The organism is Streptomyces sp. P5F9, from assembly GCF_057961495.1.
Map to the genome: position 1 here is coordinate 1 of NZ_JBXVPZ010000121.1, position 22,508 is coordinate 22,508.

Here is a 22,508-nt window from a genome sequence, read left to right on the forward strand (position 1 = left end):
GGCCTGGGAGGGGCCGGCCGCGCCGGTCAGGGCGAGACAGGTGGCTGCCATGGCGACGGCCAGAGTCATGCGGATGCGCACGGGTGACTTCCTTGCGGTCGGTGTCCACTTTCAGCCGGTCTCTTTCCGTGCGCGGCACCTTCATGCGCCGGCCGGGTCCAGGTCACCCGGACGGAGCACCCGCTGTGTCTCCTGCCGCGGTCTGTCCATGCCGGCGCGGTAGGCACCGGGGGTGATGCCCGCCGTCCGGGCGAAGGTCTGGACGAAGGCGCTGGTCGTCGCCCATCCGCAGGCGTGGGCGGTGTCGGTGACGGTGGCGCCCTCGGCGAGCATGACCATCGCGGTGAAGATCCGGACCCGGGTGCGCCACTGCGGGAAGGTCATGCCGAACTCGTCGCGGAAGAGGCGGGAGAGAGTGCGCTCGCTGGTGTGCACACGGCCGGCGAGCCGGGCGAGGGTGCAGGGCTCGCGCAGATCCTCTTCGACGAGGCGGCAGGCGTCGGCCAGCCGTTGGTCACGGGCCGCGGGCAGGGCGACGGGCTCGGCCGTCACACGGCGCAGCCGGTCGCGCAGCACTGTCTCGATGTGCCGGGTCTCGCTGTCGGTGAGGGCGGTGCCGGTGAGCGCGATGAGCAGTTCGCGCGCCAGACTGTCGACGGCGATGACCGCGGGACGTTCGGCGTCGAGCAGGGGCGCCCTGCCGTGGGCGGGGAAACCGACGGTGTGGAAGCGGCTCCGGCCGTGGAAGCGGTGTTCGTGCCAGGTGTTCGCCGGGATCCACACGGCGCGGTCGTTCGAGGCGATCCAGGAGCCGTGTTCCGTGGTGATCGCGAGCACGCCCGAGCTGACGTAGATCAGCTGGTGGTCGTCGTGGCGGTGCCGGTCGATGGTCTCGCCGCCACCGAGGAACCGGGTACTGGTCGGCGCGACGGGCTCATGGCGGATCTGCGACATGGGCAGGCAGAATACGGGAAGCGCGCCCGGGGTGTTCCCGCCCATCGTGGAGTGCGTGACAACCATCCAGGAACAGGAAACAGACACTCCCCGTGAGGCGGTTGGTCCGCCCGGACACTGGCGCCGGATGCGGATCTGGGCGGGCGCCCATGCCGTCGACGACTTCTACCAGGGCCTCGTACCCGCCGCGGTCCCCTACTTCGTGCTGGAGCGTGACTTCAGTTATGTGCAGGCTTCGGGGCTGGCCCTCGCCGCGACGCTCGGCAGCGCGTTGCCGCAGGTACCGATCGGACTGCTCGCCGACCGGTTCCGGCTGCGCTGGATGTCGCCGCTCGGGGTCGGCCTGGCGGGTCTCGGGGCGGGCCTGTCCGGACTGACGCCCTCCTACCCACTCGTCTTCGCCCTCCTGCTGACGGCAGGCGTCGGTATCGCGATGTTCCATCCGCCCGCGGGCCGCGACGCGCGCCGTGCGGCCGGGGGCAGCGCCACCGCGATGAGCTACTTCGCCGCGGGCGGCAGCGTCGGCTTCTTCATCGCCCCGGCGCTGGTCACACCGGCCCTGGACACCCTCGGGATGAGCGCCACGGCCCTCTTCGTCCCGCCTGCCGTCCTCATGGGCTTCGTCCTGCTCCGCCACCACAACCGCACATCCGCTACGGCGGTCGGAGCGGTCCGGCGCCAGGGCAAGGACCGGCCGGGCCGGTTCGCGGCCCTGACCGCCGTCGAGATCGTACGGTCCACCATCTCGACCGGGCTGAACACCTTCATCTCGCTGTACTGGATCCGCCACCTGGAAGCGAGCAGCGGCCTCGGCGGTCTCGCCCTGACGCTCGAACTCGGCGGCGGTGTCGCCGGCACACTGCTCGGCGGACGGCTGGCGGACCGCATCGGCATGGTGCGCACCGTCCAGATCGGCAACGCGGCGATGCTGCCCGCCCTGTGGCTCATGCTGATCTGCGACGACAAATACGCCGCGCTGCCCCTCGCGCTGCTGGTCGGCCTGATCTCGAACATCCCGTTCGCCGTCCTCATCAAACTCGGCCAGGACTACCTGCCCAGCCGCCCCGGCACCGCCGCCGGCGTCACGCTGGGCCTCGCGATGAGCGCGGGCGGACTGTTCATGCCCCTGCTGGGCCTCATCGCGACGCACTACGGCCCCCGGGGCGCCCTCGCGGTACTCGCCACGGTGCCGGTGCTCGCGATGCTGCTCTCCGCGTTCCTGCGCGAGCCGGGCCAGTACGACACTCAGGCGCCCAGTTGCTCGGCCAATCCGACGATGATGCCCTCCGGGCCGCGGACGTAGCAGAGGAGGTAGCTGTCCTCGAAGCGGGCGATCTCGCCGAGGAGTTCGGCGCCGTGCGGGCGCAGGCGGGCGACCGTGTCCTCGATGTCGTCGACGGCGAACATGACGCGGTGGGTGCCCAGGATGTTGTGCGGGCGGTCGCGCGGGCCGGCGCCGGTCGCCTCGGGGTTGCGGTACTTGGCCAGTTCCAGGCGGCTGTGGCCGTCCGGGGTACGCATCATCGCGATGTCGCAGCGGACGCCGTCGAGCCCGGTGCACTGGTCGGCGAAGAGGCCCTCGACCTGCGCCCTGCCCTCCAGCTCCATACCGAGTTCCACGAAGAACGCGACAGCGGCGTCCAGGTCGTCGACGACGATGCCTACGTTGTCCATCCGCTGAATCGCCATGGTGATCTCTCCTTCTTCCCTGTACGGCTTCCCCGTACAGGGTTCCCCGTGCGGCCGGTGGTGGCCGCTGATGTCCCTGGGACGGAGCCGGCGGCGCGTTCTCGACATCCGCCGGCCACCGGACTCCGGAAAATCCGGATCCCGGCGCCGAGCCGACACGGCCGAAGCCCCGTCCACACGAGGACGGGGCTTCGGTCACTTCTACTCCGGTGGGGCTTACAGGCCGCCCTCACCCATTCCGTGCACGGCCGGGATCGTCCCCAGCCGGCCCTTCTGGAAGTCCTCGAAGGCCTGCTGGAGTTCCTCGCGGGTGTTCATGACGAACGGGCCGTAGTGGGCCATCGGCTCGCGGATCGGCTGACCGCCGAGGATCGCGACCTCCAGGTCCGGGGTGTTCCCGTCCTGCTGCTCGTCCGCGCGGACGGTCAGGGACGAACCCGCGCCGAAGACCGCGGTCTGGCCCATGTGGATCGCGCGCCGCTCGGCACCGACCGAACCCTTGCCCGCCAGGACGTACGCGACACCGTTGAAGTCCTCACGCCAGGGCAGAGTGACCTCCGCACCCGGTGCCACCGTCGCGTGGATCATCGTGATCGGCGTGTGCGTGATGCCGGGACCCTGGTGGCCGTCCAGCTCACCGGCGATGACGCGCAGCAGCGCACCGCCGTCCGGGGTCGTCAGCAGCTGCACCTGGCCGCCGCGGATGTCCTGGTAGCGCGGGGGCATCATCTTGTCCTTGGCCGGCAGGTTCACCCACAGCTGCAGGCCGTGGAAGAGACCGCCGGACACGACGAGCGACTCCGGCGGCGCCTCGATGTGCAGCAGGCCCGCGCCCGCCGTCATCCACTGGGTGTCGCCGTTGGTGATGGTGCCGCCACCGCCGTTGGAGTCCTGGTGGTCGAAGACGCCGTCGATGATGTAGGTGACGGTCTCGAAGCCGCGGTGCGGGTGCCAGGGGGTGCCCTTGGGCTCGCCCGGCGCGTACTCCACCTCGCCCATCTGGTCCATCATGATGAACGGGTCGAGGTGGCGGTAGTTGATCCCGGCGAACGCGCGGCGCACCGGGAAGCCCTCACCCTCGAAACCGCTGGGCGCGGTCGAGACGGCGAGCACGGGACGTGCCACGGCGTCGGCCGGCGCGGCCACGCGGGGCAGGGTCAGCGGGTTCTCTACGGTCACTGCAGGCATGTCGGGACCTCCTTGTGCGTCGAGTTTAGTTGAGCGTTGAACTTTCTGCCACCCCCAACGACGAAAGCCCGGAGGGCATTCCCTCCGGGCATCGCACCGATCTCTCAGCGCACACATCAGGGGCTCACAGCACGGCGCCCCGAGCCTCCCACAGCTCCGGGAAGAACCGTTCGCCGGTGCGCTCCCGCAGATACGCGGCCCCCGAACTGCCCGCCGTACCCCGGCCCTTGCCGATCTGCCGCTCCACGACCAGGACGTGCCTGGCCCTCCACAGCGCCCAGCCCTCGTCGTGGCCGAGCAGCGCGTCCGCCAGTTCCCCGAGCCGTCCCTCGCCGCGGAAGGCCGCGGCCCGGCCCGCACGTGGGAGGCCCGCAACGGCCGCGAGGAACCCGTCCCACAGCGTCGGCTCCAGCAGCCGCCGGTCCAGCCGGGCCCGCTCCGCCTCCGTCAGCCAGCGCATCGAGCGGGTGCGGTGGTCCCGGCGGGCCGAGAGCGCCTCGATCTCGTGGAACTGCGCGGACTGCCCGCCGCTGGCCGTGCCGAGCGCACCGCGGAACGCCTCGAAGTCGCCAGGCGCCATGGTGTCCAGCAGCGCCAGCGCGTCGAGCAGCGCCCGCTCGATCTCCCGGCAGCGGCGCAGCCGTCGTACCGCTACGGCGTTCTCGGCCGCCAGCATCCGGTCGCGGGCGTCAGTGAGCTCGACGAGCAGTTGCTTGAACCACAGCTCGTGCACCTGGTGCACGGTGATGAACAGATGCTCGTCGTGCGCGGCCGGGGCCAGGGGCAGCTGCTGGCCGAGGAGCTGCGGCAGCCGCAGGTAGGTGCCGTAGGTGAGGGTCGTGGCGGTGGTCGGGTTCACGGGGTCTCCTCGGGGCCGTCGTCGCCGAAGCCGTGGGCCGCGAAGTGCTCGCGGATGCCCGGGAGTTCGAAGACTCCGACGGCCGCGCAGAGCCGTAGCGTCGAGCGGGCGGTGTCGTTCAGGCGGCGGGTGTCCGGGCCGGCCGCGCAGCAGTCGTCGGCGACCCGGTGGGCGGTGTCCGGGTCGAGGCCGGCCAGCCGCAGGGAGGCGCGGACGGGGGCGGCGTCCCAGGTCAGGGCGGTCCGGATCAGTTCGGGCAGGGCACGGGCGGCCGCCATCCGCTCGGCGGCCGACAGGTGAGTCCACACCTCCCGGAAGAGGGCGGAGAAGAAGCGGTGGTGACGGCCCTCGTCGCGGGCGTGGTCGCGCAGCAGGTCGCGGACGACACGGACCACGGACGGGTCGCCCGGCACCTCGTTCAGCACGGCCGTGATCAGCGTCTCGAACACGACCGCCTGGAGGAGTCCGGCGAGGGCGGGCGCGTCGGGGAGCGCGCGGTGCGCGGACGTCCGAAGCCGCTCCACGAAGCCGCCGTAGTCCTGGTCCGGTATCGCGATGCCGGTGACGGAGGCGATCTGGTCGGCCAGGTCGAGGCTGTAGAGGGCGTGGTATCCCTCGTCGCAGTAGACCTTGAAGGCGTCCGGGCGCAGCGCGGCGGGCAGGGCGAGTCCGGTGCGACCGTTGGCCACGGCTTCGGCGGCCGTGTTGACGACCCGGGTCTCCAGGTGGGTCGTCGACAGCAGGAACTGGTAGAGGTGCCGCACGGTCAGCTCGCGCAGCCGCTCGGGCGGCAGTTCCCGTACGGCCTCGTGTCCGGCGTACGGCACCAGGGCGGCCGGGAAGAAGACCCGGCCGCGCTCGGTCTCCTCGTGGAACATGCGGCGCACCCCGGTGCGGACGCCCGCCTGCTCATACCAGCGGTCGAGCGGGCCCGGTGTGGTGTCGTGCGTCGTCATGGCGTGCTCCCTTCTCGCTGAGCAGGCGGCCGAGGCGGGTCAGGGCCTCCTCCACGAGGGCCGCGTCCAGCGAGTGGCAGACGCGGAACCAGCCGGGGCGGGGGGCGTGGAAGGCCTCGCCGGGCAGGATGCTGACGCGGGTGCGGTCGAGGATCTCCCGCCACAGCGCGCGTTCGCCGGCGAAGCCGGGGCGGGGCAGCCAGGCGCCCAGGTCGGCCCAGACCGAACAGCCCGCCTGCGCGGGGGCGTACGGGATACCGAAGGCGTCGAGCAGGGCCGCGGTGCGGGCGTACGAGGCGCCGAGGCGGCGGCGGTTCTCGGCGAGGAACGCGTGCACCCGGGCGGGGTCGGCGAGGAGGGTCGTGAGGTGGGCCTGGGTGTGGGTGGAGACGGGTGCGAAGTAGGCGAGGGCGCGGGCGGCGGCGCGGGTCACCGGGTCCGTGGTGTGCAGGACGCCCGCCTTGAAGCCCGGCAGCCCGAAGTCCTTCGCGAAGCCCCACACGGTGTGCACGTGGGCGGGGTCGGCGGCGACCGTGCGCAGGCCGGTGAAGGGGCGCGGCCCGAATACAGAGCCCGCGTAGATCTCGTCCGTGATGACGTCCACGCCGTGGTGGGCCGCCACGTCCGCCAACTCCCGTAGTCGCGCGGGCGGATGGATCTCTCCGGTCGGGTTGGCCGGGGACGCCAGTGCCACGGCCCGTACCTCCACGCCGTCGCGCCGGGCCTCGGCGAGCGTGCGGTCGACGGCGCGTACGGAGAGCCCGTGGCCGTCCTCGTCGTCCGGCGGGGCGAGGAGCAGCCGGGCGCCCGAGCGACCCCCGAGGTCCGTGTCGAAGGCGCCGTAGCAGGGCGTGGGCACGACGATCCCCTCGCCCGGGTCGCACAGCACCGTGGCCACCACGTCCAGGGCCGCCGTCGCCCCGGCCACCACGATCAAGTCCTCGGGGTCGACCGGCCGCTCCCCCTGCGCGGTGAGGTGCCGCGCGAGGTGCGCGCGCAGCTCCGGGGTTCCGTACAGGGGCGCGTAACGGGTGTCGCGGGCCGTCAGGGGCCGAGGCGGCGGCCCGGTGTGCAGATCCTGGACCAGCCGGTTCTCCGCCGTACCGAGGTTGAGCCAGCCGTCAGGACGCAACCGTGGGTGGTACGGCAGCGCCTCCGCCCGGAAGTGCGCCTCCGCGATGGCGGGCGAGCCGGCGACCAGACGGGCGGCCTGGCGGGAGACGTGGGAAGTCGCGGCTCGCCGGGAGACCGGGGTCACGGGCCGACTCCGATCGTGGGCGAAGCGGCGCCGAGACGCGGGGGCCTGCGGGGAGCCGGGGCCAAGGCGTGAGGAGCGGCGACCGGACCCGCGCCCGCGCAGGAGGCCGGGACCGATCGGACGGCCCCGCCCGCACGCGAACCGGTCACCCGCCGCGCGACCCGACAGTAGACCGAGGCCAACGCCCGGGAACCAGCGACCGGCCCAGCCCCCCGGCGGGAACTCGCCGTCACCGCTCCGCCCCCGCGCCCTCCGCCACCCCGCCGAGCAGGCCCGGCCGTACGCCGAGGCCCATCGACGCGTCGAGCACCGCTCCGTGGAGGAGGCCGGCGAGGGGGCCGGTCAGGTGCCAGACCAGGTCGGCTATTTCCGTGGGGTCGATCAGGCGGCCTCGGGGCAGGGTGGATTCCAGGGTGGCGCGTTCCCGCGGGGTGAGGCCGGCCAGGGTGCTGGCCTCGAACATGGGGGTGTCCACCGCGCCGGGACAGACGGCGACGACGTCGACGGGGTCGTGGACCAGCTCGGCGGCCAGGTGGCGGGTGAGGTAGGCGAGGGCGGCCTTGCTCATGCCGTCCGCGATCCGGAAGCCGGGGAACTGCGCGACGCCCCCGCCGACACTGGCGATGTTGACGATCGTGCCGCGCCCGCGCGCCCGCATGCCCGGCAGGAGCTGTTCACTGAGCCAGAGCGGTCCTACGGCGTTGATCTGCAGGAACGCCGCGTCCTGCGCATGACCGGGGCCGGGGACGTAGTGCTCGACGGTCTTCGAGCCGACCGCCGCGTTGTTGACGAGTACGTCGACCGGTCCGGGCAGCTCCGCGACCAGCCGCTCGTGGTCGGCCCACTCACCCTGGCGGAACTCGAAGGCCCGCGCCGGATGCCGGCGGGTGCCGGCCAGTTCGGCGACTAGCCGGGCCGCGCGCTCCCGCCCCGAGTGATACGTGAACCAGACGTGGTCGCCGCCGCGCGCGAACCGCCGCGCGCAGGCCCGGCCGATCCCCGCCGAGCCGCCTGTGATGAGTACGTTCCGTGCCGCCGCCATGCGGGCTCCCGTCGGTGTGCCGCGTCCGCTGTCTGACGGAACCGCACACTTCCAGCCAACCGGGACACGCCCCGGCGGCACCGGAAACCCCGCCGACATCTCGTCGGATCGGGACCCCGACTTCGGCAACTAGCTAGGGCAGTTGCTCAGCCGTACATCCTGCGCATCGCGAACTCCACCATCTGCTCGACCGCCTTCGCGTCGAACACCATGCGGTGCTCGCCCTCCATGTCGACGACGAAGCCGTAGCCCGTCGGCAGCAGGTCGATGACCTCGGCGCCGGTGATCACGAAGTACTTGGACTCCTTGCCGGCGTAGCGGCGCAGTTCCTTGAGCGAGGTGAACATCGGGATCACCGGCTGCTGGGTGTTGTGGAGTGCGAGGAAGCCCGGGTTGTCGCCGCGCGGGCAGTAGACCTTGGAGGTCGCGAAGACCTGCTGGAAGTCCTCGGCGGCCATCTGCCCGGTGGTGAAGGCGCGCACCGCGTCCGCGAGCGAGGGCGGGGACGGCTCGGGGTAGAGCGGTTGCTGCTGGCCGTAGCCGCCCACGCCACCGGCCATCTGCTGCTGGGGCGGGACGTACCCCTGCTGAGCGCCCACGTTCTGGTCGTAGCCGTACATGCCCGCAAGAGTAACGAGTAACGAGTCACAGATGGACGGCTTGGGGTTGCGTCTTATTACCGACGGGTAGCATCATCGTAGCTACTGCTTAGTACACGTCTCGTCGTACATGTCTTTCTACAGATCTTTCTACGGAGTCGTCGCCATGGGCCACTACAAGTCGAATCTCCGCGACATCGAGTTCAACCTCTTCGAGGTCCTCGGGCGCGACAAGCTGTACGGCACCGGTCCGTTCGCGGAGATGGACACGGACACCGCGAAGAGCGTCCTGGAGGAGCTGACCCGGCTCGCGGAGAACGAGCTGGCGGAGTCCTTCACCGACGCCGACCGCAACCCGCCGGTCTTCGACCCCGAGACGAACACCGCGCCGGTGCCCGCCTCCTTCAAGAAGAGCTACAAAGCCTTCATGGAGTCGGAGTACTGGCGGCTCGGCCTTCCCGAGGCCATCGGCGGTACGACGGCTCCCCCGTCCCTGATCTGGTCGTACGCGGAGCTGGTCCTCGGCGCCAACCCGGCCGTCTGGATGTACTCCTCCGGGCCGGCGTTCGCCGGGATCCTCTACGACGAGGGCAACGACGTACAGAAGAAGATCGCGCAGCTCGCGGTGGAGCGGACCTGGGGTTCGACCATGGTGCTGACCGAGCCCGACGCGGGTTCCGATGTCGGCGCGGGCCGTACCAAGGCGATCCAGCAGGACGACGGCTCCTGGCACATCGAGGGCGTCAAGCGCTTCATCACGTCCGGTGAGCACGACATGGAGGAGAACATCCTCCACTACGTGCTCGCGCGGCCCGAGGGCCACGGCCCGGGCACCAAGGGGCTCTCCCTCTTCCTCGTGCCGAAGTTCCTCTTCGACGTCGAGACCGGCGAGCTGGGCGAGCGCAACGGCGTGTACGCCACGAACGTCGAGCACAAGATGGGCCTCAAGGCGTCCAACACCTGCGAGATGACCTTCGGCGACCGGCACCCGGCCAAGGGCTGGCTGATCGGCGACAAGCACGACGGCATCCGCCAGATGTTCCGGATCATCGAGTTCGCCCGCATGATGGTCGGCACGAAGGCCATCTCGACGCTGTCGACCGGCTACCTCAACGCCCTTGAGTACGCCAAGGAGCGCGTCCAGGGCTCCGACCTCGCGGCCTTCGGCGACAAGACCGCGCCCAAGGTCACCATCACGCACCACCCGGACGTGCGCCGCTCGCTGATGACGCAGAAGGCGTACGCCGAGGGCATGCGCGCCCTCGTGCTGTACACCGCGTCGATCCAGGACGCGATCGCCGTCAAGGAGGCCGAGGGCGAGGACGCCTCGACCGAGCACGCGCTCAACGACCTCCTCCTGCCGATCGTCAAGGGCTACGGCTCCGAGAAGGGCTACGAGCAGCTCGCCCAGTCGCTCCAGACCTTCGGCGGCTCCGGGTTCCTCCAGGAGTACCCGATCGAGCAGTACATCCGGGACGCCAAGATCGACACCCTGTACGAGGGCACCACCGCGATCCAGGGCCAGGACTTCTTCTTCCGGAAGATCGTCCGCAACCAGGGCGCGGCCCTCAACTCCCTCGCCGAGGACATCAAGAAGTTCCTCGCGCTGGGGACGGGCGGCGAGGACCTGGCGGTCGCCCGCGAGCACCTCGCCAAGGCGGCCGTCGAACTGGAGGCCATCGTCGGCCTGATGCTGACCGACCTCGCGGCGACCGAGCAGGACGTCAAGAACATCTACAAGGTGGGCCTCAACACCACCCGCCTGCTGCTCGCCTCCGGTGACGTGGTCGTCGGCTACCTGCTCCTCAAGGGCGCGGCGATCGCCGCCGAGAAGCTGGAGACGGCCTCCGCGAAAGCTGTGTCTTCTAAAGATGTGCCGTTCTACACCGGCAAGATCGCGGCTGCGAAGTTCTTCGCGGCCAATGTTCTGCCCGGCCTGACCCTCGCCCGCAAGGTGGCCGAGGGCGTAGAACTGGACCTGATGGAGCTGGACGAGGCAGCCTTCTAGACAGCCTCGCACCAGCCCCGCACCACGTTCCGGGACAGACCGGAACAGCTTCGCGAAACCCCACATCGCCCTTGCGAGGGCCCGTTCCCGGCGCCGGGAGCGGGCCCTCGTACGTCGTTAAGGTGAACCCCATGAGCGAACCCTCCCGCTTCGACCGCGGCCACACCGACGACCTGTTGTCCTTCCTGGCGGCGAGTCCCACGCCGTACCACGCCGTGGCGAACGCCGCCGAGCGGCTGGAGAAGGCCGGATTCAGGCAGGTCGCCGAGACGGACGCCTGGGACGGCACCAGCGGCGGCAAGTACGTGCTGCGCGGTGGCGCGATCGTGGCCTGGTTCGTCCCCGAAGGTGCGGCCCCCCACACCCCCTTCCGCGTCGTCGGCGCGCACACCGACTCCCCGAACCTGCGGGTCAAGCCGCGTCCCGACACCGGCGGGCACGGCTGGCGCCAGGTCGCCGTCGAGATCTACGGCGGGCCGCTGCTCAACTCCTGGCTGGACCGCGATCTCGGTCTCGCGGGCCGGCTGACCCTGCGGGACGGTTCGACGCGGCTGGTGAACGTGGACCGGCCGCTGCTCAGGGTGCCCCAACTCGCCATCCACCTGGACCGTTCCGTGTCGGCGGAGGGGCTCAAGCTGGACAAGCAGCGGCACCTCCAGCCGATCTGGGGCCTCGGCGACGACGTCCGCGACGGCGACCTGATCGCCTTCCTGGAGGAGGAGGCGGGGCTCGCGCCGGGCGAGGTCACCGGCTGGGACCTGATGACGCACTCCGTGGAGGCGCCCTCCTACCTGGGCCGCGACCAGGAGCTGGTCGCGGGACCGCGCATGGACAACCTGCTCTCCTTGCACGCCGGCCTCGCCGCCCTCGCGTCCGCCGCGGCCCACGAGAACCTGCCGTACATCCCCGTGCTCGCCGGTTTCGACCACGAGGAGAACGGCTCGCAGTCCGACACGGGCGCGGACGGGCCGCTGCTCGGCGGGGTGCTGGAGCGCTCGGTGTTCGCGCGCGGCGGGTCGTACGAGGACCGGGCGCGGGCCTTCGCCGGCACCGTCTGCCTGTCCTCCGACACGGGTCACGCAGTGCACCCGAACTACGCGGAGCGGCACGACCCGACGCACCACCCGCGGGTCAACGGCGGACCGATCCTCAAGGTCAACGTCAACAACCGCTACGCCACGGACGGTTCGGGCCGCGCGGTGTTCGCCGCCGCCTGCGAGAAGGCCGGCGTGCCCTTCCAGACCTTCGTCTCGAACAACTCCATGCCCTGCGGCACGACGATCGGCCCGATCACCGCGGCCCGGCACGGCATCAAGACCGTCGACATCGGCGTGGCGATCCTCTCGATGCACAGCGCCCGCGAACTCTGCGGCGACCGCGATCCGTTCCTGCTGGCCAACGCGCTGGCGGCGTTCCTGGAAGGTTAGTCAACTCCAGCCTGGCGCATGGGGGTTGCCTTCCCGGGTACCCGGAGGCGGACCGGGCCGACCGGACCGGACAGGGAGGCGACACTCATGGGCCTGGGCGGATGCATCATCCTCATCGCCGTCGGCGCGATCCTCACGTTCGCGACCGACTGGCACATGCAGGGGGTCAATCTCGACCTGGTCGGCGTCATTCTCATGATCGTCGGGCTGATCGGCGTCGTGACGTTCAGCAGCCTGGCCCGGCGCCGACGCGTGCTGATACCGGGTCAGACGACCGTCGTCGAGGACGACGAGACGCGCGGCTACCGCGGCGGCTACGGCGCCTGACACCGGGCGTACGGGTGCCGGGGATACCGAGCAGATACGGGGCTTACCCCGCTTACCCCGCACACGGGCGGAATCGCCCGCACAGGACATCCACAGACAACCGTGAGCAATCCGTGACGCAAGTCGTATTGTGCGGTTGTGTGAACCTCGTGAAGACTCTGTGCAGTTGAGGGTCCGGGGAGAGGCAGCCCTGGACCTGTCTCACGATCGTCACGGGGGAGGCTGCTGCCGTGCTCGAACCACGGCTGGTGGTCCTGATCCCGGCCCACGACGAAGCGGACCGCATCGGCGCCGCGATCGAGGGCCTGTGGCGGCAGACCCGCAAGCCCGACCTCATCGTCGTCGTCACCGACAACTGCACGGACGACACCGCCGCCGTGGCCGCGTCGCACGGCGCCGAGGTCTTCGCCACGCACGGCAACACCCACAAGAAGGCCGGCGCCCTCAACCAGGCCATCGACTGGGTCCTTCCCCACCTCGACGAGCGCGACCTCCTCCTCGTCCAGGACGCGGACACCGTCCTCAACCCCTGGTTCAGCGAGACCGCGATGGCCACCTTCAACCGCAAGGTCGGCGCCGTCGGCGGAGTTTTCTACGGCGAACCGGGCGGCGGCCTCCTCGGCCTCCTCCAGCGCATGGAGTTCCAGCGCTACGCCTGGGAGTTGAACCGCACCGGCGGCAAGGCCCAGGTCCTCACCGGCACCGGCACGATGTTCCGTGCCCGCGTCCTGCGCGAGGTGCGGGACGCCCGCCACTCGGGCCTCATCGGCGGCGGCACCGGCTACTACAGCCTCGCCTCCCTCACCGAGGACGACGAGATGACCAAGGCGGTCAAGACCCTCGGCTACCGCGCCATGTCACCGGCGGGCTGCGCGGTCACCACCGAGGTCATGACCAGCCTCCCCAAACTCTGGCACCAGCGCCTCCGCTGGCAGCGCGGCGCCCTGGAGAACCTCCGCGACTACGGCTGGACCAAGGTCACCGCCCGCTACTTCCTCCAGCAGTTCCTGATGGGCTTCGGCGCCCTGTCCTTCCTGGTCTACCTGACCTTCATGGCGACCTACACGGCGGTCTACGGCTTCCCCGGCCTCTCCCCGTTCTGGACCGCCATCGGCCTGATCTTCGTGGTCGAGAAGATCGTCTCCGTACGCCGCGCCGGACCCGTCGCGGTCCTGGTGGCCGCGCTGATGGTCCCGGAGATGCTCTACGACCTCTTCCAGCACGCCGTCTACTTCACCTCCCTGTGGGGCCTGGCCCGCCGCAGCGAGGAGAAGTGGGTGGCCACCTAGCCCACCCCTCACTCACCTTCACGCACCTTCACGCACCTTCACGCACCTCAAGGAGACACGTTTATGTACGGACGAGTTGTCGGCGCCGGCACCACAGGCGCCGGTGGCGCCACGCTGGCCGCGACGGGACTGTGGTTCAACAGCATGGCGATGATGGTGGCGGCGACCACGCTGGTCGCGGCGGGCATGGCGCTGTACAAGCTGGCACCGCGCCCGCGCCGCCGCTGAACCGGCAAGGGTCCCTGTCGGTCCCCCGTTTCAGGCGTCCTGGTCGTCCATACCGGCCAGGACGAGGGGAAGCCGGTCCGCCCCCGCCCTCGGTGAGTCGGACCGGGACGCCCCAGTCCTGCTGGTGGACATGGCAGGCGGGGTATTCGTTAGTCACGCCGCGTCATCAATGTCATGGACGCCCAACGCCAACGGCCCGCCAGCCGGAGCGAATCCAGCGGACGGGCCGTGAACGGCGCCTCAGGGAGACCTACTCGGCGCCCTCCGCGAGCTGCGCCCACTCGATCCTGACCCGCTGTTCCGGTACGAACCGCTGGCCCCGCTTCCCCTTGCTCACTTCCACGCGCTCGATGGCGAGCGACAGCCGGTCCCTGCGGTCGTCGTCTGTTGCGGACTTCCACGCGTCCTTGAGCTGTTCGGCGTCGAGCAACGGCCCCACATCCACGGCAGGCATGGGCAGCTTGTCCAAGTCGGCGCGCAGCCCGTCGATCCGTCCCCGGAGCCGTTCGGCGAGACGGTTGTAACGCTTGACCGCGGCGTCTCCCCGGAACTCGCCGCGTACGTACCGGGCGTCTTCCAGATCGGCCAACCGGCCTTCCTCATCCTGGATTTCACTCCGGATGGCGTCACGCTTGGCGAACATCTCCGGGTTCTGGCGGTGAACCCACCGATCGGCGATCGCTACGACGAGCGGGTCATCCGGGTCCAGCGCCGGAAGCTTGGTCAGGAAGCTCTCGGCTACGTAGGCGTCCACACCATCGGCCAGTGCTGACGCCCCAATGCACTGGTTACCGGCACGGCGCGCCATGCACTGATAGCTGTTGCCCACACGGTGCATCCGGCGTCCACATCCGGGTACGCCACAGAAGACCAGGCCCGTGAGCAGTGCTTTGCCATCCGGCTTCGGCCGGCGCTTCCCGGCGTGCACGAAGGTGCGGGACTCCGACTGACGGAGGATCTTGTCGCGCTCTCCGACCGTGATGATCCCCTCGCCTATCTCCACCGTGTCCAGCGTTTCCGAGTCCCGGTACGGGAAGACGCGGGCCGTGTACTTCCGTTCGCCGTCGTCCGTCTCAACGGTCTCGGTCTCCGGCATGAGTCCGGCGAACGCCGGGGAGCGGAGCAGTTGCATGATGCTTGCCGCGTTCCACTGGCCACCACGGGGCGATGGGATCTCGTGTTCGTTGAGCAGCCTTGCGATCTTCACGAGCGACATGCCAGCCAACGCCTCATCGGCGATCAGCCGGGCGTAGACGGCGTACTCCGGATCGTGGACCAGCTTCTTGGTGTCCGGGTCCACGCGCAGCCCGTACGGTGGTTGCCCGCCGATCCACTGCCCCTTGCTGCGCAGGTAGCGCTTCGCGTGGCCCACCCGAGTACCAAGGTTCCTGGACTCCGTCCGCGCCAACTCCGCGAGCTTGGCGACGATCATTCGCGCGGAGTCGTTCGAGGTGTCCAACCCGTCCATGACGGAGACGAGACGGCCGCCCGCCTTCTCGATGTCGTCCAGGACCTTGCCCACCTGCCCGATGCCCTTGCGCGACAGTCGGTCCAGCTTCCAGACGATTAGGGTTCCGACCACTCCGGCCGTGGCTGCCGCAAGTGCGGCGTCGAACCCTTTGCGCTCAACGGACTTGTATCCGGAGCGTCCTCGGTCGATATGGACCTTACGGACCGTCAGTCCGTGCCGTTCGGCCCATGCACGGCAGTCGGCTTCCTGCCGTTCGATTGCGGTCTTGCCGTCCCGGTCGAGGGACAGGCGCAGGTACAGATCACAGATCGTGTCTTGGTGCACCAATTGAGCATCTCCAGAAGTTCAGTGCTCCGTAGTGAACTTCCAGAAATCCAGGATGACGATGCGTCCCCGCAGGTCGGCGAGGCTGTACTGCGTCTCGCCCGTGTTCAGCCAGCCGCCCTTGCCGGTGAGTTGAGGAGCGCGGACACGGGCGCGGCGGGAGGTCCGGGTCGGGGATGCGTCGGTCATGAATCAAGGGTGCCACCCGCCACTGACAGTCACGCCAGCGCGTGCCCGGTCGTCGCGTCCACGTGGTCCGGGATCTCGTCATGCTGGTCGCCGACCGAGAGCGTACCGGTGGGTTCGAGGACGAGGATCTCGGACGGGACGGGGGCGTACGGCTTGTGTTCCGTGCCGCGTGGGACCGTGAAGACGCTGCCCTTGGGGAGGACGACCGTGCGCTCCCCCGCCTGTTCACGGAGTGCGATGTGCAGTTCGCCGTCCAGGACCAGGAAGAACTCGTCGGTGTGGTCGTGGGTGTGCCAGAGGTGTTCGCCCTCGACCTTGGCCACGCGGACGTCGTAGTCGTTGACGGTGGTGACGATGCGGGGGCTCCAGCGGTCGGTGAAGGAGGAGAGGGCGGCGGGGAGGGAGATGGGTTCCGTGGATGTCATGGGGTCAGCCTGCGGGGTGTCGGGGCGGTCCCACGAGTGCTAGGAATCGCACATGCCGCAAGGATCCTCTCAGCGCCCGCACCGCCCTCATCGGGTCGCCGTGATCGTCGACGAGGGCACCAACCCCTTCGAAGTGGGTGTCGCCACCGAGCTGTTCGGGCTGCCGCGGCCCGAACTCGGCCTGCCCGGGCCGCTGTACGAGGTGCTGGTGTGCACGCCCGCGCGTGAGGTGCGGATGAACCACGGGTTCTTCACCCTCAGCGGGGCGCACGGACTCGACGCGGTGGATACGGCGGACACCCTCGTCGTACCGGGGCGGCCCGACAACGTCGTACCGCGCGGGGCCGCCGTCCTCGACGCGATCCGGCGCACCCACGCGCGCGGGGCCCGTGTCATGAGCCTGTGCACCGGGAGCTTCGCGCTCGCCGAGGCCGGGTTGCTCGACGGGCGCCGGGCGACCACGCACTGGATGTGGGCCGACCGTTTCCGCGCCCTGCACCCGCGCGTGCGGCTCGAACCGGATGTCCTCTTCGTGGACGACGAGGACATCCTCACCGCCTCGGGGAGCGCCGCCGCGCTCGACCTCGGGCTGCATGTCGTACGGCGGGACCACGGTGCCGAGATCGCCAACGCGGTGTCCAGGAGGCTCGTTTTCGCGGCCCACCGGGACGGCGGACAACGGCAGTTCGTGGAGCGGCCGTTGCCGGATGTGCCCGACGAGTCGCTCGCGCCGCTGCTCGCGTGGGCGCAGGAGCGGCTGGGCGAGCCGTTGACGGTCGCCGAGCTGGCGGGGCGGGCCGCGGTCAGTCCGGCGACCCTGCACCGGCGCTTCCGGGCGCAGCTCGGGACGACGCCGCTCGCCTGGCTGACCGGGGAGCGGGTGGCGCTGGCGTGCCGGCTGATCGAGCGCGGGGAGGAACGGCTGGACGTGGTCGCGGCGAGGTGCGGTCTGGGCACCGGCGCGAACCTGCGGGTACGGCTGCGGAGGGAGACCGGATTGAGCCCGTCGGCCTATCGTCGGCGTTTCGGACCGGCTGCCGGGGAAGCCGTAACGGCATGAGATTCCTCGTACGCGATCGGATCCTCGGCTTCGGTGAGGATTACTGGATCGAGGACCAGAACGGCAACAAGGTGTTCCTGGTCGACGGCAAGGCCATGCGCATCAGGGACACCTTCGAGCTGAAGGACACGCACGGGCGCGTGCTCATCGACATCCACAAGAAGATGCTCGCCCTGCGCGACACGATGGTCATCGAACGGGACGGTGAGCCCCTGGCGACCATCAGGCACAAGCGGTTCTCCCTGCTGCGCAACCACTACAAGGTGTCCCTCGTCGACGGCACCGAACTCGACGTCAGCGGCAAGATCCTCGACCGCGAGTTCGGCGTCGACTACGACGGCGAACTCCTCGCCCAGATCTCCCGCCGCTGGCTCCACATCCGGGAGACCTACGGCGTCGACATCGTCCGGGAGGACGCGGACGCGGCCCTGCTGATCGCGGTGGCGGTCTGCGTGATCCACCTGGCGGAGAAGGAGCGGGGGGACTGACGCCCTACCGGAATCCGCTCCTCACCCGGCTCGCCGCGGACGCTCCAGCCCCAGCACCCGGTCCTTGAGCGCCGGGAACTGTTCCCGGGTCACGGCCACCTTCCCCGGGTCGAAGTCCACCGTGAGGATCTCCTCGTCCGCGCCCGCCTCCGCGAGGACCTCGCCCCAGGGATCGACCACGATCGAGTGACCGGCCTGGGGAACTCCCGCGTGGGTACCGGCCGTTCCGCATGCGAGGACGAAGGACTGGTTCTCGACCGCGCGGGCCTGGGCCAGGAGGGTCCAGTGGGAGCGGCGGCGTTCGGGCCAGCCCGCGGGGAGGACGAGGGTCTCGGCGCCGGCGTCGACGAGACCGCGGAAGAGTTCGGGGAAACGGAGGTCGTAGCAGGTGGCAAGACCGATGACCGTCTCGGGGAGACGGACCGTCACCAGCTCGCTGCCCGCGCCCATCAGTACGGCCTCGCCCTTGTCGAAGCCGAAGCGGTGGATCTTGCGGTAGGCGGCGGCCAGTTCACCGGAGGGGGAGAAGACGAGGGACGTGTTGTAGAGAGGCCCGTCACCTGCGGCGGAGCCGCTGTCGGATGCTGTGCGTTCGGGGATCGAGCCCGCGTGCAGCCAGACGCCCGCGTCGCTCGCCGCCTTGGCCATCGCCTCGTAGGTCGGGCCTTCCAACGGCTCGGCCTCCTCGGCGAACCGCTTGTAGGCGAACGCACCCGTCGTCCACAGCTCCGGCAGGACGACGAGATCCGCACCGGCCTGCGCGCGGACGAGGGATGCCACCCGACCCCGGCGAGATTCGACCGATTCGCCCTCTTCTACGGCGATTTGAAGGAGAGAGGCGCGCACACTACCACCGTCCTGGCATTCGAGCCGTTCACACGGGCCTACGATCGTCACACGAAAGCACTGCCGGGGTGCCTCACAGCAGCGTAACTTAGCGTTTCAAGACACCCGCCGACAGCCACCTCCCGCTGGCAACGCCGCCCGCCACCCGACCTGTACCGACCGCCGAGGGGTCCCGTTCCGTGAGTCTGCATCCCACTCTCCAGCCCTACGCCGACGCCTGGACCCACTCCATCGACGCGATATCCGAGCTGGTCACCCCGCTCGTGGAGGGAGAGTGGAACCGGCGAACGCCGTGTCCGGGCTGGTCGGTGCGCGACGTGGTCTCCCATGTCATCGGGCTGGACACCGAGATGCTCGGCGACCCGCGCCCCATCCACACCCTTCCGCGCGACCTCTACCACGTCACCAACGAGAACCAGCGGTACATGGAGATGCAGGTCGACGTACGACGCCACCACACGGCGCCGGAGATGACGTCGGAGCTGGAGTACACGATCATCCGCCGCAACCGTCAGCTGCGGAACGAGTCGCGCGACCCCGGCACGAAGGTCCGCGGCCACGTCAGCACCGAGGTCACGCTCGAAGAGTCGATGCGGAACCACGCGTTCAACGTGTGGGTGCACGAGCAGGATCTGCGCACCGCCCTCGGCCGCCCCGGCAACCTCGACTCGCCCGGCGCGCACATCGCCCGTGACGTGCTCCTCGCCGCGCTCCCGAAGGTCGTCGCCGACGACTCGGGCGCCCCGCGCAGTTCGGCGGTCGTCTTCGACGTGCACGGTCCGATCGAGTTCCTCCGTACGATCCGCGTCGACATCCAGGGCCGCGGCACCCTGGAGACGGCCCCCGCGCTCGGCCCCGCCGCGACCCTGATCCTCGACTGGGAGACGTACGTACGGCTGGCCTGCGGGCGAGTCACCGCCGACTCGGTGTCGGACAAGATCAAGGCGGACGGCGATCCGGAGCTGTCGGCTTCGATACTGCGGAACTTCACCATCACGAAGTAGCACGAACCAACACGCCCACGTCAGTCGCCGGGGGCGGGAATTCGTTCACCGGGGCCGGAAATTCGTTGTCGGTGGTCTGCCGTCCGCGGCTAGCCTCCGCCGCATGTCTGACGTGACGTCCAGAACCGAGAACACCGGGACCGCTGACAGTGCCGAGCCCGACGACGGGCCTCCCCGGCTCACCCGGCTCGCCTTCCACAGCCCGCTCTCCGAGGCGCGTGCCGCCGGGATCGTGCGGCGACTGGCCGGTGCGGGGCCGCGCACGGTGCTCGACATCGGCTGCGGCTGGGGCGAGTTGATGCTCCGGGTCCTGACCGCCGTACCGGAAGCGCGGGGTGTCGGGGTCGACGTGAACGCGCGGGATCTGGCGCGTGGGCGGCGCGATGCCGAGGCGCGGGGGCTCGCGGAGCGGGTCGAGTTCGTCGAGGAGTCGGCCGTGGGGACGGTGCGCGGGCCGGCCGATCTCGTGCTGTGTCTGGGCGCGAGCCAGGCTCTCAGCGCCGAGGAGCCTCCCCGGCACACCGTCGAAGCCCTGCGGGAGTTGCGGCGGCTCGTCGCCGACGGGGGACGTGTGCTGTTGGGCGAGGGGTTCTGGCAACGCCCTCCTACGACGGCCGAGTTGGCCGGTATGTGGCCGGAGGCGCGCGCCGACGAGCACTACGACCTGGCGACACTCGTCGATCTCGCGGTGGCGGCCGGGTTCCGGCCCGAGTGGACCGAGACGGCGAACGCGGACGAGTGGGAGGAGTTCGAGTCGGCGTACCAGGCGGACGCGGAGGTGTGGCTCGCCGGGCACGGCGACCATCCGCTGGCCGCCGCGACCCGCGAACGCCTCGACCGGCACCGGGCCCAATGGATGAGCTACCGGGGCGTGTTGGGCCTCGCCTACCTCACCCTCGTAGCGGCCTGAGAGAGGCTCACGCGGGCACGTGGACCGTCTCCACCCGGCTCGCCACGAGGCGTTCGCTCTCGCGGCGGGCCGCCCGGCGCCGCAGCCGGAGGATCTGGCTGACGCCGACCGCCTGGAGGACGAAGATCACCGAGAAGGCGATCGCGTAGTTGTCGTCGGTCGCGTCGAGCAGCACACCGACCGCGAACAGGGTCACCATCGAGGCGGTGAAACCACCCATGTTGGTGATTCCGGAGGCGGTGCCCTGACGTTCCGGCGGGTTGGCCGGGCGGGCGAAGTCGAAGCCGAGCATCGAGGCGGGCCCGCAGGAGCCGAGCACCGTGCACAGCACGATCAGCAGCCACATCGGCGCGTGGTCACCGGGGTAGAGGAGCGTGACCGCCCACACCAGCGCCGTGGCGCCGACCGTGCCCAGCGCCAGCGGCAGCCGCGCGGTGTGGTGCCGGGCGACGATCTGGCCGTAGACCAGGCCCACGAGCATGTTGGACAGGACGACGAGGGTGAGGAGTTCGCCGGCGGTGGCGCGGGACAGGCCCTGGGCCTGGACCAGGAACGGCAGGCCCCAGAGGAGCAGGAACACCATGGCCGGGAACTGGGTGGTGAAGTGCACCCAGAGGCCGAGGCGGGTGCCCGGTTCGCGCCAGGAGGCGGCGATCTGGCGGCGGACGTAGGCGGCGCCCCGGTGCGGGAAGGGTTCCGGCTCGTGCCCGTCCGGGTGGTCCTTCAGGAACAGAAGAAGCAGGACGAGGACTACGACGCCTGCGAGCGCGCTGCCCGCGAAGGCGGCCGTCCAGCCGATGCCGTGCAGCAGGCGGGCGATCACCAGGGTGGAGACGAGATTTCCGGCCATTCCCGCGAGGCCCGCGAGCTGGGCGACCATCGGGCCGCGCCGCGCCGGGAACCAGCGGGTGCCGAGCCGCAGCACGCTGATGAACGTCATCGCGTCGCCGCAGCCGAGCAGCGCGCGGGAGGCGAGGGCGGTGCCGTAGGAGGGCGAGAAGGCGAAGCCGAGTTGCCCGGCGGTGAAGAGAACCACCCCGATGGTCAGCACCTTCTTGGTGCCGAGGCTGTCGACGAGGAGGCCGACGGGTATCTGCATGCCCGCGTAGACCAGCAGCTGGAGGATCGAGAACGTCGACAGGGCCGAGGCGTTGACGTGGAACCGCTCGGCGGCGTCGAGGCCTGCGACACCGAGGGACGTACGGAAGATGACGGCGACGAAGTAGACGGAGACGCCGATGCCCCACACGGCGAGGGCGCGGCGGCCACCGGGCGGATCACCGGGAAGGGAGAGGGCGGAACTGGAACTGCTCCTCCTACTGCCGCTCATCGGACCTCGCCCCGAGCCAGGTGGGAGAACCAGTCGACGTGCTGGTGGACGATCCCGGCGGCCGCCTCGGCGTCGCCGGTGCGCAGCGCGTCGAGAATCGCCGCGTGCTCGGTCAGCGTCTTGGCGATGCGGTCGGGGTGCGAGTGCATGATCGCGACGCCCATCCGCAGCTGCCGGTCGCGGAGTTGGTCGTAGAGGCGGGAGAGGATCTCGTTGCCGCCGCTGCGGACGATCTCGGCGTGAAAGCAGCGGTCGGTGACGGCGGCGCCGGCCAGGTCGCCCGCGGCGGCCTGCTCCCTCTGCCGGTCGAGGAGTTCTTCGAGCCGGGCGATGAGCGTCGGGGACGCCGGTACGACCTTGCGGACCGCGTGCTGCTCGACCAGCATCCGCGTCTCGACCACGTCCGCGATCTCCTGCGACGAGACGGGCAGGACCAGGGCGCCCTTCTTCGGGTAGAGCCTGATCAGCCCTTCGACCTCCAGGCGCAGCAGTGCCTCGCGCACGGGTGTCCGTGACACTCCGACCGCCTCGGCCAACTCGCCCTCGGTGAGCAGGGTTCCGCCTTCGTAACGCCGGTCCAGGACACCCTGTTTGACGTGGGCGTAGACGCGGTCGGCGGCGGGGGGTTGCTTGACGG

The 22,508-nt window shown here is 70.3% G+C and carries 24 protein-coding genes; 10 read left to right on the forward strand and 14 right to left on the reverse strand.

What is annotated here, in order from left to right:
* Positions 1–141 precede the first annotated feature (141 nt).
* Positions 142–954 (reverse strand): AraC family transcriptional regulator, encoded by an 813-nt coding sequence (locus AC31A1_RS20655; RefSeq protein ID WP_489654720.1) that lies wholly within the window; start codon positions 952–954, stop codon positions 142–144.
* A 127-nt stretch (positions 955–1,081) separates the two neighbouring features.
* Between AC31A1_RS20655 and AC31A1_RS20660 the strand changes: the two genes are divergently transcribed.
* On the forward strand, positions 1,082–2,257 hold the full coding sequence (locus AC31A1_RS20660) for an MFS transporter (protein WP_489654738.1): 1,176 nt from the start codon (positions 1,082–1,084) through the stop codon (positions 2,255–2,257).
* On the opposite strand, the gene AC31A1_RS20665 is transcribed toward AC31A1_RS20660, so the two are convergent.
* The 7 genes from AC31A1_RS20665 to AC31A1_RS20695 form a co-directional block, all read right to left on the reverse strand.
* Complete coding sequence (locus tag AC31A1_RS20665; RefSeq protein ID WP_489654721.1) at positions 2,200–2,643, reverse strand: VOC family protein; 444 nt, start codon at positions 2,641–2,643, stop codon at positions 2,200–2,202. The two genes, AC31A1_RS20660 and AC31A1_RS20665, sit on opposite strands and share 58 nt — an antisense overlap.
* Positions 2,644–2,859: 216 nt before the next feature.
* On the reverse strand, positions 2,860–3,831 hold the full coding sequence (locus tag AC31A1_RS20670) for a pirin family protein (protein ID WP_078622785.1): 972 nt from the start codon (positions 3,829–3,831) through the stop codon (positions 2,860–2,862).
* A gap of 124 nt (positions 3,832–3,955) precedes the next feature.
* Positions 3,956–4,690 carry a tryptophan 2,3-dioxygenase family protein gene (locus tag AC31A1_RS20675; RefSeq protein WP_489654722.1) on the reverse strand — a complete coding sequence of 245 codons (735 nt, stop codon included), beginning with the start codon at positions 4,688–4,690 and terminating at the stop codon, positions 3,956–3,958.
* Positions 4,687–5,646, reverse strand: a complete 960-nt coding sequence (locus AC31A1_RS20680; protein ID WP_489654723.1) for a diiron oxygenase — start codon at positions 5,644–5,646, stop codon at positions 4,687–4,689. Before AC31A1_RS20680 ends, AC31A1_RS20675 begins: the two co-directional genes overlap by 4 nt.
* Entirely contained in the window at positions 5,600–6,904 is a 1,305-nt protein-coding gene (locus AC31A1_RS20685; RefSeq protein ID WP_489654724.1) for an aminotransferase class I/II-fold pyridoxal phosphate-dependent enzyme, read from the reverse strand. Before AC31A1_RS20685 ends, AC31A1_RS20680 begins: the two co-directional genes overlap by 47 nt.
* Before the next feature lie 229 nt (positions 6,905–7,133).
* The gene (locus AC31A1_RS20690; protein WP_489654725.1) at positions 7,134–7,946 is read right to left on the reverse strand and encodes an SDR family NAD(P)-dependent oxidoreductase; all 813 of its coding nucleotides are present in this window, start codon (positions 7,944–7,946) and stop codon (positions 7,134–7,136) included.
* A 146-nt stretch (positions 7,947–8,092) separates the two neighbouring features.
* Positions 8,093–8,566 (reverse strand): SseB family protein, encoded by a 474-nt coding sequence (locus tag AC31A1_RS20695; RefSeq protein WP_359612981.1) that lies wholly within the window; start codon positions 8,564–8,566, stop codon positions 8,093–8,095.
* A gap of 145 nt (positions 8,567–8,711) precedes the next feature.
* Here AC31A1_RS20695 and AC31A1_RS20700 point away from each other — a divergent pair, with 145 nt between their 5' ends.
* The 5 genes from AC31A1_RS20700 to AC31A1_RS20720 all read left to right on the forward strand — a co-directional run bounded on the left by AC31A1_RS20700 (position 8,712) and on the right by AC31A1_RS20720 (position 13,824).
* Complete coding sequence (locus AC31A1_RS20700; RefSeq protein WP_489654739.1) at positions 8,712–10,553, forward strand: acyl-CoA dehydrogenase; 1,842 nt, start codon at positions 8,712–8,714, stop codon at positions 10,551–10,553.
* A gap of 131 nt (positions 10,554–10,684) precedes the next feature.
* Entirely contained in the window at positions 10,685–11,980 is a 1,296-nt protein-coding gene (locus AC31A1_RS20705; RefSeq protein WP_489654726.1) for a M18 family aminopeptidase, read from the forward strand.
* Between the two features lie 87 nt (positions 11,981–12,067).
* On the forward strand, positions 12,068–12,307 hold the full coding sequence (locus tag AC31A1_RS20710; protein WP_489654727.1) for a DUF6458 family protein: 240 nt from the start codon (positions 12,068–12,070) through the stop codon (positions 12,305–12,307).
* A gap of 230 nt (positions 12,308–12,537) precedes the next feature.
* Positions 12,538–13,596: a glycosyltransferase family 2 protein gene (locus tag AC31A1_RS20715; RefSeq protein WP_489654728.1), complete on the forward strand. Its 1,059-nt coding sequence runs from the start codon at positions 12,538–12,540 to the stop codon at positions 13,594–13,596.
* Between the two features lie 63 nt (positions 13,597–13,659).
* Complete coding sequence (locus AC31A1_RS20720) at positions 13,660–13,824, forward strand: hypothetical protein (protein ID WP_366095946.1); 165 nt, start codon at positions 13,660–13,662, stop codon at positions 13,822–13,824.
* Between the two features lie 250 nt (positions 13,825–14,074).
* On the opposite strand, the gene AC31A1_RS20725 is transcribed toward AC31A1_RS20720, so the two are convergent.
* Genes AC31A1_RS20725 through AC31A1_RS20735 form a run of 3 tightly spaced genes read right to left on the reverse strand, consistent with a single transcriptional unit; the run spans position 14,075 to position 16,233 of the window.
* Complete coding sequence (locus AC31A1_RS20725) at positions 14,075–15,619, reverse strand: recombinase family protein (protein ID WP_489654729.1); 1,545 nt, start codon at positions 15,617–15,619, stop codon at positions 14,075–14,077.
* A 21-nt stretch (positions 15,620–15,640) separates the two neighbouring features.
* The gene (locus tag AC31A1_RS20730) at positions 15,641–15,808 is read right to left on the reverse strand and encodes a hypothetical protein (protein WP_489654740.1); all 168 of its coding nucleotides are present in this window, start codon (positions 15,806–15,808) and stop codon (positions 15,641–15,643) included.
* A gap of 29 nt (positions 15,809–15,837) precedes the next feature.
* Positions 15,838–16,233: a cupin domain-containing protein gene (locus AC31A1_RS20735; protein ID WP_489654730.1), complete on the reverse strand. Its 396-nt coding sequence runs from the start codon at positions 16,231–16,233 to the stop codon at positions 15,838–15,840.
* 52 nt (positions 16,234–16,285) lie between these two features.
* On the opposite strand from AC31A1_RS20735, the gene AC31A1_RS20740 reads away from it, so the two are divergent.
* Both AC31A1_RS20740 and AC31A1_RS20745 read left to right on the forward strand, forming a co-directional pair.
* Complete coding sequence (locus AC31A1_RS20740; protein WP_489654731.1) at positions 16,286–17,293, forward strand: GlxA family transcriptional regulator; 1,008 nt, start codon at positions 16,286–16,288, stop codon at positions 17,291–17,293.
* A complete protein-coding gene (locus AC31A1_RS20745; protein ID WP_489654732.1) occupies positions 17,290–17,781 on the forward strand; it encodes an LURP-one-related/scramblase family protein in 492 nt (163 codons plus the stop codon). The genes AC31A1_RS20740 and AC31A1_RS20745 overlap by 4 nt, the downstream gene beginning before the upstream one ends.
* A gap of 21 nt (positions 17,782–17,802) precedes the next feature.
* Here AC31A1_RS20745 and AC31A1_RS20750 read toward each other — a convergent pair whose 3' ends face one another.
* On the reverse strand, positions 17,803–18,627 hold the full coding sequence (locus tag AC31A1_RS20750; RefSeq protein ID WP_489654733.1) for a carbon-nitrogen family hydrolase: 825 nt from the start codon (positions 18,625–18,627) through the stop codon (positions 17,803–17,805).
* A 179-nt stretch (positions 18,628–18,806) separates the two neighbouring features.
* Between AC31A1_RS20750 and AC31A1_RS20755 the strand changes: the two genes are divergently transcribed.
* Together AC31A1_RS20755 and AC31A1_RS20760 are read left to right on the forward strand one after the other, a co-directional pair.
* Positions 18,807–19,631 carry a maleylpyruvate isomerase family mycothiol-dependent enzyme gene (locus tag AC31A1_RS20755; RefSeq protein ID WP_489654734.1) on the forward strand — a complete coding sequence of 275 codons (825 nt, stop codon included), beginning with the start codon at positions 18,807–18,809 and terminating at the stop codon, positions 19,629–19,631.
* A 103-nt stretch (positions 19,632–19,734) separates the two neighbouring features.
* Positions 19,735–20,541, forward strand: a complete 807-nt coding sequence (locus AC31A1_RS20760) for an SAM-dependent methyltransferase (protein WP_489654735.1) — start codon at positions 19,735–19,737, stop codon at positions 20,539–20,541.
* Between the two features lie 7 nt (positions 20,542–20,548).
* On the opposite strand, the gene AC31A1_RS20765 is transcribed toward AC31A1_RS20760, so the two are convergent.
* Both AC31A1_RS20765 and AC31A1_RS20770 read right to left on the reverse strand, forming a co-directional pair.
* On the reverse strand, positions 20,549–21,871 hold the full coding sequence (locus AC31A1_RS20765) for an MFS transporter (RefSeq protein WP_489654736.1): 1,323 nt from the start codon (positions 21,869–21,871) through the stop codon (positions 20,549–20,551).
* Positions 21,868–22,508: GntR family transcriptional regulator (locus AC31A1_RS20770; RefSeq protein ID WP_489654737.1), on the reverse strand; the 641-nt coding region annotated here is incomplete at its 5' end. The genes AC31A1_RS20765 and AC31A1_RS20770, both read right to left, overlap by 4 nt.